The following is a 14,037-nucleotide window of genomic DNA, read 5'->3' as shown; positions in this document are numbered from 1 at the left end:
GTCAACCCTTCGTGGAACCGGCGGCCACGCCGTCGGCAATTTGGCGCTGGAGGAACAGGTAGACCAAGAGGACGGGTATCGCGGCGATCAGCACCCCGGAGGCGAAGGTGGGGATGTTGTCGGAGTACTGCCCGCGCAGCGAGGTCACCCCGATCATGAGCGTCCGGTGATCGGCCGAGGGCATCATCACCAGCGCCATGAGGACGTCGTTCCAGCAGAACAGGGCGTTGAGGATGCCGACCGACAGCAGCGCCGGGGTGCCCAGCGGCAGCATGATCCGGCGGTACACGCCGTACACGGTGCTGCCGTCGATCCGCGCGGCGTCGACGATCTCCGGCGGAATGCCCTTGTAGTAACTCGTCATGAGGAAGACCGTGAAGGGCAGGAACTGGGCCACGTAGACCAGGATCAGACCCGGGTACGTGTCGATGAGCGCGGTGTCGGCCATGATCCGAGCGAGCGGCACCATGATCACCTGGAACGGGATGAAGAGCCCCGCGAGGCAACCCAGGAACAGCGCCGACGAGCCGCGGAACCGCAGTTGACTCAGGGCGAAGCCGGCCATCGACCCGAACAGCAGCAGCAGGAACACCGACACCGTCACCACGAACAGCGAGTTGATGAAGTAGCGGCCCATACCGACGCTGTTCCACGCCGTGCTGATGTTCTCCCAGCGTAGGGCGTCGGTCAGGCCGAACCGGTCGAGGATGTAGTCACGCCGGGTCTTCATCGCGACGTTGGCGGTGAACAGCAGGGGGTAGATCGTCGCCAGGGCGAGCAGCGACATGGGGATGGCGACCAGCCACCGTCCCAGGCGGAGGCGAGACATCAGTCCTCCTTTCCGGATCGTTCGAGCAGCTTGATCTGGAGAAGCCCCACGACGAGCATGATCATGAAGAGGATCGTCGAGGCCGCCGACGCGAGAGCCGGACGGTTCATCTGGCCCTGCTGCTTCCAGATGTAGAACTCCGGCAGGTACGTCGACCCTTCCGGCCCGCCGCTGGTCATGATGTAGAGGAGGCCGAACATCGAGGTCAGCATCCCGATCATCGTGGTCACGAAGACGAACTGGATGGTGCGCGAGAGGGCCGGAATGATCACGTGCCAGACGACCTGGCCGAGCGTCGCCCCGTCCACCCGGGCGGCGTCCAGGAGCGCGGGGTCCAGCGTGGCGAAGCCGGCGAGGAACACCACCAGGGCCATCCCGAAGGTGGCCCAGATATGCACGCCCACCACCATGAACATCGCGATGTCCGGGTCCCCGAGCCAGTCCACCGGACCGACACCGAACGACCCGAGCACGGCGTTGAGCGGGCCGTCGAAAGCGAGCAGCAGGTTGAAGATCGCACCGACGATGACCGGCGACAGCACCGCCGGGAAGAAGTAGACGCTGCGGTAGAAGCGGTGGCCGGGCACCCGAAGGTAGATGAACGTCGCGAGCAGACCGGGGATCGCCACCGCCACCGGCAGCAGGAGCACCAGCAGCCCGACGTTTTTCAGCGCGGTCTGGAACAACGGGTCGGCGAAGAGCTCGCGGTAGTTGCCGAAACCGACAGCCGTCCCGTTCTGCTCACCGTCGCCGGTGAAGGAGAAGTTGACGCCGAGGAGCAGCGGGTAGAGCCGCAGCAGCACGATGATCAGGACGGCCGGGAGGACCAGGATGTAGGGGGCGAAGCGCTCGGCCCGCAGGCCGCCACGGGTGCGACGGGGTCGTACGCCACTCCGATGCGCGGCGGGGGTGACCGCCGCCCCGCCGGCCCGTCCGGCCGAAGCCGGACGGACCGACGGTTGCGTGTTTCCCATCGGCACGATGTCAGCCCGCCTGGTCGGAAGCGGCCAACTGCTTCACCACCTCGTCGACGGTGATCGACCCGCTGAGCAGCTGCTGGGAGAGGCGCCCCATCAGGTCCAGCGTCTTCGAGGAGAGCGCCACGTGCAGAGCGGGCTTGCCACTCTTCAGCTCGCTGACGATCGTGGAGACCGCGGGCCCGCCCGCCGACACGTCGATGGTGGTGTCGGCGGCGATCGCGCCGGCGTCGGCGTAGAAGGCCTTCAACGCCTCGGCCGAACTCAGGGCGCGCACCAGGTCGGCCGCCACCTTCGGGTCCTTCGTCCACTTGGCGACCGCGTAGCCGATGCCACCGTCGTACGGGAGGCTCGGGGTGGTGCCGGCGGTGACGACCGGGGCCTTCATGACGCCGAGCTTCTCCGCGGTCAGGAACTCGTTGAAGTCCTGCCAGTGCCCGACGTCCGACATCAGACCCATGACGTGCGCGGCCTTGCCGGACTGGAAGAGCGCGAAGGAGTCGTTGAACATGGCGGTCGAGTTGGCCCCGTCGCTGTTCATCTTCTTGTCGCCGGCCTCCTTCCAGGTCTGGAAGATCCGCTTGATGTTGGGCGAGTTCCAGTCGCGCTTACCGGCGATCCAGGCGTCGTACTCCGCGGCGGTGAGGGTGGTCGAGCCCAGGCTGGAGAGCCAGAACTGAATGCCGACACCCTCCTTGTTGCCGAGGGCGAAGCACTTGGAGCCGGCCTTGGCGATGGCGGCGCAGTCGGCGACAAACTTGTCCCACGTGGTGGCCGGGCTCGCCGGGTCGAGGTTCGCCTTCCGGTAGATTTCCTTGTTGTAGTAGATGGGGTAGCCCTGGAGCGTCACCGGGGCGGCGTAGGTCTTGCCGTCCTTGGCGAATGCCTCCCAACCGGCCAACCGCTGCTTGTCCTCGGCCACGTAGTCGTCGAGGGGCACCAGCGCGTCCACCCGGTCGCGGATCTGGCCGCCACCGTTGAACAGCATCACGTCTGGGCCCTTGCCGGACTGGATCGCCGCACCGAGCAGTGTGTAGTACTGGTCGAAGGGCTGCGCGACGAACTCGACCTCGACGTCGGCGTGCTTCTTCTTGAAGTCGGCCTTGGCCTTCTCCAGATAGGATTTGGCGAACGGCTCGCCGGACTTCCAGTCCCACACGACCAACTTGCCGTCCGAGCTGGTTGACTTGCCCGAATCGCTAGCACTTCCACAACCGGCCAGGGCCAGGCCCACAACGAGGACGGCCGACCATATTGCGCGCTGTCTCATCGATTGTCACCTCTATATGGGGGGTGGCCGACGGGTGTCCCGCGAGCCAAATGTTGACCGGAAGGTAACTCGTATGACGTGTGACGTCAACAGTCGGCCGTACACTGACCCAGACGTCGTGCCACGGCGAGCCATTCGGAGGGGGACATGACGCCACCGCAGGAGACAGCCCTGAACAGCCCGGCGACCCCGGCGTGGGTGCGTCGGCCGACCAACCTCGCCAGGGCGGTCACCGCCGAACTGGTGGAGCGCATCGTCCGCGGCGTACACCCGTCCGGGTCGTCCCTGCCTCCCGAGCCGATCCTCTGCGAGACCTTCGGCGTAAGCCGGACCGTCGTCCGGGAGGCAGTGAAGATCCTTCAGGAGAAGGGGCTGGTGCAGGTCCGTCAGGGCGCCGGCACCATGGTCACCCCGCCGTCACACTGGGACATGCTCGACGAGCTCGTCCTCGCGGCCACCATCGCCGTGGACGACAGCCTCGCCATACTCGACGACCTGGTCGTCACCCGGCGGGTGCTGGAGTCCGACATGGCGAACGTCGCCGCTCGCCTCGCCGACAGCGGGACAGTCGATCGACTGCGGGCCATGGTGGACCGGATGGACGAACTCGTCGACGACCACGTCACCTACCACGACCACGACCGGGCCTTTCATGACACGATCATGCAGGCATCCGGGAACCGCATCGCCCGTGGCGTCGTACGCGCGCTGGAGAGCCAGGTCATCAACACCGCCCGGTACATGGGCCGGACCGAGCGGGCGTTGTGCGTGGCGTCCAACCAGGGGCACCGACGTATCTACGAACGCATCGCGGCCCACGATCCCAACGGCGCCGCCGAGGCGATGTTCACCCACATCACCGAGGCCTGGCTGGTCCGTCGTAGTGGTTCGGGGAGCCCGGTCCGCCTCGAACGCTGACCGTCACGGGCAACGGACGGCGCCCGCCCCCGAGGTACGGGAGCAGGCGCCGCCAGCTGTGGCCGACATCAGTCACGAGAACTGGGCGAAGAACCTCCAGATCTCACCCTTGGTCCAGGTGGTGATGCCGCTCTCGGCATAGGTGCCGTCCACCGGGCCGGGCATGTGGCCGTTGTCGTACGCGGCCCACTGCACCGGGTATCCGGCTCGGCAACCCGAGTACGTGGTCGTGACGTGCGTGCGGCTGCCGGCCGCCGGCTCGCGCGGGCTCTGCGCGGTGCAGCCGTTGTTCCGGACGAACGTGTCGCGCAACGCCCGGCCACCCGAGATACCCAGGACGTTGTCCGAGATGCCGTGCAGCCCGAAGTACGCGATGGGCTGCGTACCGCCACTGCAGCCGCTGATCTGCCCACCGGAGATGACGGCGACGGCGCGGAAGACGTTGGCCCGCGCGCAGGCGACGGCGTAGCTCATGCCGCCACCCCAGCTGAAGCCGAGTGCGAACCGCTGCCTCGGGTTGACGCAGAGGCTGCTCTCGATCCGGCTGATCATGTCGTCGACGAAGACGATGTCCTCACCGCCGGAGTTGGCCCAGCCGTTGCCGAACCCCTGGGGCGCGACCAGGATCGCGCTGTTGTTCGACTGCTCCTGCTGCCCGTAGTAGGACCACGGGGTCCCGCTGGTGCCGCCGGAGGAGATCTCCTGCATGGTGCCGCCCCGCCAGTGGAAGGCGAAGATCAACCGGTAGGGGTTGCTGTTGTTGTAGTTGGCGGGCACCCGGAGGATGAAGGTCCGGCTCTTGCCGTTGCTCTGGATCGTGTGCGTGCCGCTGGCCAGCGTCGGCGCCTTGCCGCACCCGCTGCCACCCGACGGCGGTGGGTCGCTGCCGCCCACCTGGACGAGCTGCCACTGCTGGTTGGTGCCACCCCAGTCGGCGTACTGCACCACGTTCCCACCGTCAGCGGTGGACGCGCCCTGCACCTCCACCGCCTTGCTGCTGTTGCGGTTGATCAACCGAACATAACCACCGTCCGAGTCAGCCAACCGGAACTGCTGATTCGTCCCGTTCAGATCAGCCCACTGCACGACCGCACCACCGTCAGCGGTGGAAAACCCACTGACATCGAGCACCTTGCCCGAGTGCCGCGACTTGACCCGGTAGTAGCCACCCCCGGAATCCACAAACTGCCACTGCTGATTGACCCCGTTGTTACGCGTCCACTGACTGATCCGCGCCCCGTCATTCGTAGCCGAGGCATACAGGTCCAACGCCTTGCCGCTGTTGCGGTTCACCAGCACGTAGGAGGCGTTGGTGTCCACTGTCGCTGCCGCCGCGGGCGCCGCGTTGGCAGCGACGAGTGCGCTGGCTGCCATGGCCGCGGCCGCCGCCGCGGCCAACCCTGACCGCCAGCGTCTCTGTCGAGAGGCGGGACGAGCCTCACCAAGGGCTTTCATGGTCCACTCCTTCGATCGGGGTCACCCACGAGCAGAACGCCCGTGTGTGCCCTGGCGTGCGTGCCGGCGTCTGGTGGTGGCCTCAGCACGTCTGGGGGTGTTGTGCGGGCAACCCGCGGCCAACGGTGTACGTCGATGGCGATGCCACGATCCGGGCTTCGCGGCAGGCCCGCGCCAAACCGCGCGGTGCGACGTCCTGGCTCCCGGTAGCCGGGTGGCCCGCAGGGTGAAAATTAGCGGTCAAGACGTCATACGTCAAACGATTGGTATCGATCCGCGCGATCACGGCCAGCAACAACCTGACGGTCACGGCGACCCGCCCCGGAGAGGGCGGGCCGCCGTGCGTCGCGCCTCGCCTGGGCGGGCGCCGGCCGGATCCCGAGCGGCCGGCAACTCCCGCTCCCCCAGGCGATGGCGGCGGTCGTCAGCCGATTCGGACCAGTTGCCACTGCTGGTTGTTGCCGCCCCAGTCGGCGTACTGGACGATGTTTCCACCGTCGGCGGTGGACGCGCCCTGCACCTCCACGGCCTTGTTGCTGTTGCGGTTGATCAGGCGCACGTAGCCATCAGCCGAATTCGCGAGTCGGAACTGCTGGTTCGTGCCGTTGAGATCGGCCCACTGCACGATCGCGCCGCCGTCGGCGGTGGAGAAGCCGCTGACGTCGAGCACCTTGCTGGAGTTGCGCGCCTTCACCCGGTAGTAGCCACTCCCCGAGTCGACGAACTGCCACTGCTGGTTGACGCCGTTGTTCCGCGTCCACTGGCTGATTCGCGCCCCGTCGTTGGTGGCCGAGGCGTAGACGTCCAGCGCCTTGCCGCTGTTTCGGTTCACCAACACGTACCAGGCGCTGGTGTCCACCCCGGAGCCCGGCGGGGGCGTGGTGGGCGGGGTCGAGCCACCGTTCAGGGCGTCCAGGACGGCGGTGTACGCGGCCTTCTTGTTGCCGTTGCAGTCGAACAGCAGAGCGTTGTCCGACCCGCGCCACGAGTCGCAGTCGCGCACACCCCAGGTGGTGATGCCGGTGCAGCGGGAGACGGCCAGGCAGGCGCGGGTGACGGCGCCATAGATGTTGGCCTGGTTGCCGCCGGTCATCACGTCCAGCTCGGTGATCTGCACATCCACACCGAGATCGGCGAACCGCTGCAGGTTCGCCTGGTAGTCACCGGCCAGCGAGGTGCCCAGGTGCGACTGGAAACCCACGCAGTCGATCGGCACGCCACGGGACTTGAAGTCCCGCACCATGTTGTAGATCCCCGTCGACTTCGCGTTGATCCCGTCGGTGTTGTAGTCGTTGTAACACAACTTCGCACCCGGATCCGCGGCCCGCGCCGCCCGGAACGCCGCCTCGATCCAGTCATTACCGGTGCGCTGCAGGTTCGAGTCCCGACGCCCACCGCTACCACCGTCGGCGAACGCCTCGTTCACCACATCCCAGGCATAGATCTTGCCCCGGAAGTGCGTGGCGACCTGGGTGACGTGGTTGATCGCCGCGTTCCGCAACGCGCTGCCGGACATGCCCTGCGCCCAGCCCGGCTGCTGCGCGTGCCACAACAACGTGTGGCCGCGCACGCTCATGCCGTTGGCCTGCGCGTGGCTGACCAGGCGGTCACCACTCGAGTAGGTGAAGGTGCCCTGCTGCGGCTCGGTCGAGCTCCACTTCATCTCGTTCTCGGGCACCACACTGTTGAACTCACGGTTCAGGATCGTCGTGTAGGCGCTGGTCGACAGCTTGCCGACGGCGACAGCGGCGCCGAAGTAGCGGCCCTTCTCGGCGGCGGCCGCCTTCAGGGTCGTGCCGGCACCGGATGCGGGAGTCAGCGCCACCGTCATACCGGTGGTGAGGGCGACGGCGATGGTCGCCGCCGCCAGCATCGTTCTCATGGGTTTCATGGCGTTCCTTTTCAGTGGTTGCATCGGTGGTGGTGATGTGCCACTTCGCTCGGGGCGACTGATCGGGGCGGTCATCCTGGCCGCCCGGCATCAGCACGCACAGTCCGAGAGGGCTGTCGCCGGCAACTGCCGGGTCCGAGTGACGTCCGCATGCCCTTGCGAACGCCGTGATCGGAGGCACGACCAGTGCGGCTCGCCCGGTGAGCCACGGGAACGATCGTCCTCTATATCGAGAGTGAGCGATAACATGCCGTTCGTCAAGACGTAACGGGCCGTTCACGCCGATCTCCCGGAACGCCACGTTTCGCCCGGTAACCAAAGGCCCAGGGCAACCGTGTTCAGCCGCCGCGCGATCAGCGGACGAGTCGTACCACCGCGCCGCTCGGAGCACGCCGGAGGGCAACCCTGTTATCGCTCACAGTCGCCGGCCGCGACTGTTGGCGGTTCACGAGCACCTGATGGCCGAGCTACTTGGAGACGGCCACCCCGGCGCGTATTCCGGCGACCAGGTCGGCGGTGGTGTGGGCCTCGATGCCGGGCTGCGGGGCGTCGGCGAACCGCTCGACGACCGACCGGACGTGTCGCTCGGCGGGTGCGGCGAGGCCGTCGTAGACGGCTGCGAACAACTCCCGCGCTGGCTGCCTGAGCCATTCCCGCGGAAGGAGCTCCACCGGCAACTGCGGATCGAGGACGGGGAAACGCCGGAAGGTGTCCATTACCTCGGTACGGGTCCGCACCGCCGCGGCGCCGTCGACCTGCCCGGACAGCACCCCGGGCAACAGTGGCGTCCACCGCCGGAGGAACGCGTCGTAGCTCCGGCTGATCGCCTCGATGTCCCAGGCCTCGATCGGTGCGCGGTGAATGGTCGAGGCGAGCGCGGTCTGCCGCCCGCGAAACACCGTCACGGCGCCGAGGGTGAGCCGGTCGAGCTGGGTCCGAGCCGCGGGAGTCAGCTCCTGCGGCGAGATCCACAGACCGTCGTACAGCGGGGCGTAGCCGAGCCACCGGAGTTGCGCCCGCAGGGCCCGGCGCTGCGTACTGCGATCCTGCGGCAGCGAGAAGGCGACGATCGTCCAACACCCGTCCCACAGCGCCGTCGAGGCGGTGGACGCGAGAATCCACTGCCCGCCGGCGGAGAGGTTGGCGGCGGCGGCGCGGCTGAGCCGGTAGGAGCTGCGCCGCCCCAGTCGACTGCCCTCCAGCACGCCACGACGGGCCAACCGACTGATCGCGGTCCGCGCTCCGGCCGTCGTCACGCCGGTCTCCCCGAGCAGCGCGACGATGGCCGCGGACGGGAGGGCGACCCGGGTCCGCAGCGTGTAGTCCGCCAACAGGGTCACCGCGACACCCTGGGGCGAGGTGCCGACCTGCCGGCGGGGCAGCCGGGGTGGCTGGTCTCCGTCGTCCGGATAGATCTCGTCGATGTCGAAAGGGCTTGCCACAGGCGCTCCGTGCTCCTCGGGGACGGCAAGACGACTGTAGACGGACGGCCACAGCTCCCCCATAAATCGAGAATCCTCGATTGACACTTCCTGGCCCGGACGGAACACTAACTGCCACGCGACGCCATCCGAAGCCGGGCTGGGCGAGCCACAGGTAGCGGGCATCGTGCGATCACCGCGGGAGTCGGGCACACCGCGACCGGATCGCACTGCCAATCCAGCCTGCACAGGCAATCGAAGGAGTCGTCAGTTGAGAATCAGAAGGAAACTGCTACTCGCCCTGGCCGCGTCACTGGTGGCGGCCGGCCTGGTGGCCCCCACGGTCGGGCCCGCGTACGCGGCGTCGCTGACCGAGGTGACCAGCTTCGGCGACAACCCGGGCCGGATGCGCATGCACGTCTACGTGCCGGACAACCGCCCGGCCCGGCCTGCGGTCGTGGTGGCCATGCACGGCTGCGGCGGGTCCGGCCCGGGCTTCCACTCCGGGAGCGAGTTCGCCAGCCTCGCCGACCGCTACGGGTACATCGTGATCTACCCGTCCGCCACCCAGCAGGCCGGGTTCGGCAACTGTTTCGACGTCTGGTCGGACGCCGCGAAGCGACGTGGCGGCGGCAGCGACCCCGTGTCGATCGTCTCCATGATCCGGTACGTGCAACAGCAGTACGCGGCCGACCCGCAGCAGGTCTACGCCACCGGCAGTTCGTCCGGCGGCATGATGACCAACCACATGCTCGCCCTCTATCCCGACCTGTTCAAGGCCGGCGCCGCGTTCATGGGCGTGCCGTTCAACTGCTTCGCCAACGCGGCGGACTACCCGCCCACCAGCAGCCAGTGCACCGGCGGAAACATGAACCGGACTCCGCAGCAGTGGGGCGACGCGGTCCGCCAGGCGTACCCCGGCTACTCCGGGCCCCGCCCGCGCGTGCAGCTGTGGCACGGCACCAACGACACGCTCGTGCCGTACTCGTTGTTGCAGGAGGCGATCGAGCAGTGGACGAACGTGTTCGGGCTGAGCCAGACACCCACCTCCACCGACACCCCTCAGGCCAACTGGAACCGGCGCCGGTACGCCGACAACGGCGGCACCGTCCAGGTCGAGGCGTACAGCATCCAGGGTGCCGGGCACAGCCTGCCCTCCGGCGGCATGGCGGCGTCAGCCATCGCGTTCTTCGGACTCACCAACCCCACGACGCCGCCCCCGACCACCCCGCCGCCCCCCACCACGCCGCCGCCGACCACGCCGCCGCCGGCTTCCGGCGCCTGCCGGGTGACTGTCGACGTCAACGCCTGGAACACCGGGCTGACCGAGAACATCACCGTCACGAACACGGGCACCAGCGCCGTCAACGGCTGGTCAGTGGTCTTCACCCTGCCGGGTGGGCAGACCATCACCTCGGGCTGGAACGCCACCTACTCACCCAGTTCGGGGCAGGTGACGGCCCGCAACGTCTCCTACAACGGCGGCATCCCCGCCAACGGCTCGGTGAGCTTCGGCTTCCAGGCCACCCACACCGGTGACAACACCCGACCGTCCTCGTTCACCCTCAACGGCGCGTCCTGCACTGTCGCCTGAGACCCATCCGCGCGTGCGCCGGTCACCATGAGCTGGTGACCGGCGCACGACTCGTTCGGACGCCGCCAGGATCAGCGGTATCCGGCGGTCACCACGTTGGCCTGCACGGCGTTCTCGATCGCGTCGGACGGATAGCCGGCGACCATCGCCCCCTCGTAGAAGGTTCCGGCGCTCAGGTTGGCGCCGCCGTCGGGCTTGCAGCAGTCACCGCCACTGCCCAGGATGATCGCGCCCTGCTTCTTCATCGGGCTGTATCCCGGCGGGAGCGAGCCGTCCCACAGCGTGTAGAGGTTGCCGGCCTGCGCGTCGCTGCCCTTGATGGCGAAGCGGGACACGCCGTTGTTCTTGAGCGTCGCGGTGACGAACTTGCTGGTGAATGCGCGTTGGTTCGGGTTCCAGGAGCTGCTGCCACCCGGGAAGAGACCCCACTCGAGGTCGGCCTGCACCCACGGGCCACTGCCGGAGCAGCCGCCGAACCAGCACTGCTTGCCGAAGTTGATGGCGTCCATCGCCCCGGCGGCGTCTGCCTTCCTGGTCGTCTCGCTGTTGCCGTAGTCGAAGCAGCAGCCGCTGTTGACGTGGGTCCCGCTGGTCACCATGTACATGCCCTCGGGTGCCGCGCCGGTCGGCACGCCGGTGAGGTGCCCGTCGCGCCAGTAGCTGTTGCCGGGGTTGATGTAGAGCGAGTACGCCTTCGCGCCGCCAACGGTCAGCGACTCCGAGGTTGCGGTCGCCGGCCTGCTCTGGGGGGAGCCCGGAACGACGCTCGACCCCTGGTACCAGAGGTCGTTGCCACGCCCGGACTGGTCGAAGACGACGGTAATCACGCAGGTCGTGCCGGAGCAGAACGAGTCCTGCGTCGCCGCGTTGGCGGTGCCGCCCGTGCCCGTGAGCCCGATGTTGCGGGTCGTGTTGTCCGACGAGCGTCGGACCTGGTAGAGGTTGCCGGCGTACGCCTCGTAGAGCGCCCGCGTGGTGCTGTGCGCCGCGATGCACGGGGTGCCGCCGGAGGCGTAGATGTCGCACGGGCGCGCGCCGGTCGGTGGGTTGGTCGGCGGCGGGGTGGTGGTCGGCGAGGCCCACTGCTGGTTCGCGCCGCCGTTGCAGGCCCAGAGGATGATTCTGGTGCCGTTCGCTGTGGCGGCCGCGTTGGCGTCGAGGCACAGCCCGGACTGCACGCCGGTGATGGTGCCGTTGCTGTTGACGTTCCACTGCTGGTTGTTCTGGCCGTTGCAGTCCCAGATGATCACCTGGGTGCCGTTGGCGGTGCCGCGGCCGGAGGCGTCCAGGCACTTGTTGCCGTACACCTGGAGTTGCTTTGTCGACGTCCACGTCCAGGTCTGGCCGGCAGTGCCGTTGCAGTCCCAGAGCTGCGTCTGGGTGCCGTTGGTGGTGCTGGAGTTGGGCACTTCGAGGCAGCGGCCGGAGGGCGTACCGATGATCGGGGTGCTCTGCCCCGGCACGATGGCGGCCGCCATCGGGGCGGCGGCGGCCTCGGCGATCGGCGACGGGGCACCGGGGGTGGCGCCGATGCCGACGAGAATGCCGACCAGCGCGGCCGCCAGGGCGGTCAGACGTCGGGCGCGCTGACGTCTCGAGACAAGATCACGGGCTGTTCCGGGCCCGAGGGGGGACGGGGTTCGCACGAGGTGGCTCCTCGGAGTCGTGGAAGCGCGGTGGGGGTGTCGACGCGCCACGGGTGGTGGTGGCGGTGGCGAATCGATTCGCAGCGAATCGTATGACCTTTGTTTAATTTATGTCAATGAATGTGGTGCCGAGTGGCGCGCTGGCCGTTGGGCGGACGGCCAGCGCACCACTTTCCCCGGGACGCCTACCGCCCCAGGAGCCGCCACGTCTGGTTCAACGGGCTGCCCAGGTTGACCGCCCTGCAGGTCCACTGGTGGACCAGCGCGCCGGCCGCCGTGGAGACCGCGTTGACATCGACGCACTTGCCACTGTGCCGGGCGACGAGTTGGTAGTCGTGCGAGTCGTTGCCCGAGTAGGTCACCTTGCGCAGTGTGAACTGCTGGTTGGGGGCGTTCAGGCAGGTCCACTGGTGCACTGCCGCGCCGTCGGCGGTGGAGACGCCGCTGACGTCGAGGCACTTGCCGCTCTGCTGGTTGACCACCGTGTAGGTGTTGGCCACGCCGGCGACCGGGCGGAAATTCCAGAGCTGCTGGTCACCGCCGTCGCAGTAGTTCTGCTGTTGGACGTTGCCGTCGGCGGTGCTCAGGCCGGCGTTGTTCAGGCACTGCTGGGAGTGCTGGGCCACCGCCACCGACTGGAAGCCACCATCCGCGGGGGGCAGCAGCGTGACGGTGTAGGTGTCGGTCTGGTTGGTGTACGGCACTGTGACTGTGGCGTTGTTGTTGGACACACCGACCACGCTGTTCGAGACGGTGACCGGCCCCGCCACCGCGCCGCCACCGTTGTGCGGGATGCGTTGGGTGAGCACCCGGACCTGGTTGTTCTGCACGATGCCGCTGGTGGTGTCCAGGCGCTGCAGGTTGACGGTCAGGTTGCCGGTGGTACGACCACCGCCGATGAGCACCTTCGCCACCCCCGCCGTCTTCGTGGCGTACGCGTCGTACGACTGGCTGGGGGTCACCGCGACGTTCTCCCCGACCTGGGAGGCGTAGTAGCGGTAGTTCCACCACTCCCCCTTGGGCTGGTGCTGGCCGGCCGAGTTACGGATCAACAGGTTGCCGAGGTCGTTGTGCAGGCTGCCGCCGCTGGCCCAGTTCGCCCGCAGGCCGTCGGCCTTGGCCCGCTCCAGGCGCGCGATGTACCAGGCGCCGTCGGCCGGGTTCTGCTCGTCGGGCGCGCCGTACTCGTTGATCTGGTAAGGACGCGGGTGGGCGATGCCGCGCGGGTCGAGGGTGGCGTTGGCGGCGGCGACGTTGGCCACCGGGTCACCGGGCAGCGAGTGCCAGCTGATGATGTCCGGCACCGTGTTCGTCGAGCGCACGAAGTCCAGGTACTGGTTCCAGAAGGCGTGGTTGGTCGACGGTACGCAGGCGCAGCTCGGCCCGACGATGAGCTGGCTGGGGAACTCCGCCCGGATGCGCTGGTAGGTCCGCCGCCACAGTTCGAGGTACTGGGAGATCGGCCGGTTCCAGAAGATGGTGATGTTGGGTTCGTTCCAGATGTCCCACTGCACCGACAGCCCGGACGCCCGGACGTCGCTGATCAGGCGGGTCAGGAAGTTGTCGTAGTCGGTCCAGTTGCCGTTGTCCCCGGGGAAGCGGGAGATTCCGGCGCCGTCGGCACCCCAGAGGTCGTGCGGCAGGATGATGAACTTCCCGCCGAGGGCGGTGGTCCGACGCGCCTGGGCGACTGTGGAGTTCCAGCGGCGGTCGTAGGTTCCGCCGACCCAGCCACTGCCCGGGAGCTGCGCGCCGCCGGCGCGCATGTACTGGAACTTGACGTCCCGGTAGAAGTGGTCGGCCGGACCGCTGGCGTTCTCGGTCATGCCGTAGATCCAGCCGGAGGCGCGGTAGGTCGGCGCACCGCTGGTGGTGGCGAAGTTGACGCTGATCGACTCGTCGGCGGCCTGGGCGGGAGACGAAACGGCGGTGACGGCGGCAGCGGCGGCGAGCAGGCCGACGACGAGTCGGGCCACGAACACGCGGACTCGTCCTGAGCTGCTGCGGGACGGGGTTTTCACGGGCGGCTCCTTGGT

At 68.1% G+C, this 14,037-nt stretch carries 10 protein-coding genes; 2 read left to right on the top strand and 8 right to left on the bottom strand.

What is annotated here, in order from left to right; translation table 11 throughout:
- Window position 1: 1 nt before the first annotated feature.
- The 3 genes from ACLJOK_RS25335 to ACLJOK_RS25325 are packed head-to-tail and all read right to left on the bottom strand — an operon-like array spanning window position 2 to window position 3,076.
- Window positions 2–829, bottom strand: a complete 828-nt coding sequence (locus ACLJOK_RS25335) for a carbohydrate ABC transporter permease (RefSeq protein ID WP_410821081.1) — start codon at window positions 827–829, stop codon at window positions 2–4.
- Window positions 829–1,803 (bottom strand): carbohydrate ABC transporter permease, encoded by a 975-nt coding sequence (locus ACLJOK_RS25330; protein WP_410821080.1) that lies wholly within the window; start codon window positions 1,801–1,803, stop codon window positions 829–831. Before ACLJOK_RS25330 ends, ACLJOK_RS25335 begins: the two co-directional genes overlap by 1 nt.
- Before the next feature lie 10 nt (window positions 1,804–1,813).
- Window positions 1,814–3,076 (bottom strand): ABC transporter substrate-binding protein, encoded by a 1,263-nt coding sequence (locus tag ACLJOK_RS25325; RefSeq protein WP_410821079.1) that lies wholly within the window; start codon window positions 3,074–3,076, stop codon window positions 1,814–1,816.
- A 147-nt stretch (window positions 3,077–3,223) separates the two neighbouring features.
- Between ACLJOK_RS25325 and ACLJOK_RS25320 the strand changes: the two genes are divergently transcribed.
- Window positions 3,224–3,994 carry a FadR/GntR family transcriptional regulator gene (locus ACLJOK_RS25320; RefSeq protein WP_210781643.1) on the top strand — a complete coding sequence of 257 codons (771 nt, stop codon included), beginning with the start codon at window positions 3,224–3,226 and terminating at the stop codon, window positions 3,992–3,994.
- A gap of 72 nt (window positions 3,995–4,066) precedes the next feature.
- Here ACLJOK_RS25320 and ACLJOK_RS25315 read toward each other — a convergent pair whose 3' ends face one another.
- The 3 genes from ACLJOK_RS25315 to ACLJOK_RS25305 all read right to left on the bottom strand — a co-directional run bounded on the left by ACLJOK_RS25315 (window position 4,067) and on the right by ACLJOK_RS25305 (window position 8,782).
- On the bottom strand, window positions 4,067–5,449 hold the full coding sequence (locus ACLJOK_RS25315) for an RICIN domain-containing protein (protein WP_410821078.1): 1,383 nt from the start codon (window positions 5,447–5,449) through the stop codon (window positions 4,067–4,069).
- A gap of 424 nt (window positions 5,450–5,873) precedes the next feature.
- A complete protein-coding gene (locus ACLJOK_RS25310; RefSeq protein WP_410821077.1) occupies window positions 5,874–7,340 on the bottom strand; it encodes an endo-1,4-beta-xylanase in 1,467 nt (488 codons plus the stop codon).
- Window positions 7,341–7,807: 467 nt separating this feature from the next.
- Complete coding sequence (locus tag ACLJOK_RS25305; protein WP_410821076.1) at window positions 7,808–8,782, bottom strand: PaaX family transcriptional regulator C-terminal domain-containing protein; 975 nt, start codon at window positions 8,780–8,782, stop codon at window positions 7,808–7,810.
- Window positions 8,783–9,032: 250 nt separating this feature from the next.
- Here ACLJOK_RS25305 and ACLJOK_RS25300 point away from each other — a divergent pair, with 250 nt between their 5' ends.
- The gene (locus tag ACLJOK_RS25300) at window positions 9,033–10,355 is read left to right on the top strand and encodes a PHB depolymerase family esterase (RefSeq protein ID WP_410821075.1); all 1,323 of its coding nucleotides are present in this window, start codon (window positions 9,033–9,035) and stop codon (window positions 10,353–10,355) included.
- A 71-nt stretch (window positions 10,356–10,426) separates the two neighbouring features.
- Here the strand turns inward: ACLJOK_RS25300 and ACLJOK_RS25295 are convergent, their stop codons facing one another.
- Window positions 10,427–12,001 (bottom strand): arabinofuranosidase catalytic domain-containing protein, encoded by a 1,575-nt coding sequence (locus ACLJOK_RS25295; RefSeq protein WP_410821074.1) that lies wholly within the window; start codon window positions 11,999–12,001, stop codon window positions 10,427–10,429.
- Window positions 12,002–12,186: 185 nt separating this feature from the next.
- Window positions 12,187–14,022, bottom strand: coding sequence for an RICIN domain-containing protein (locus ACLJOK_RS25290; protein WP_410821073.1), 1,836 nt, complete (start codon window positions 14,020–14,022; stop codon window positions 12,187–12,189).
- Window positions 14,023–14,037 lie beyond the last annotated feature (15 nt).

It is taken from the genome of Micromonospora sp. 050-3 (assembly GCF_046549335.1).
GTDB classification, from domain to species: domain Bacteria; phylum Actinomycetota; class Actinomycetes; order Mycobacteriales; family Micromonosporaceae; genus Micromonospora; species Micromonospora trifolii.
The sequence above is the reverse complement of the archived record's forward strand: the minus strand, read 5'-3'. Positions and strand labels throughout refer to the sequence as shown.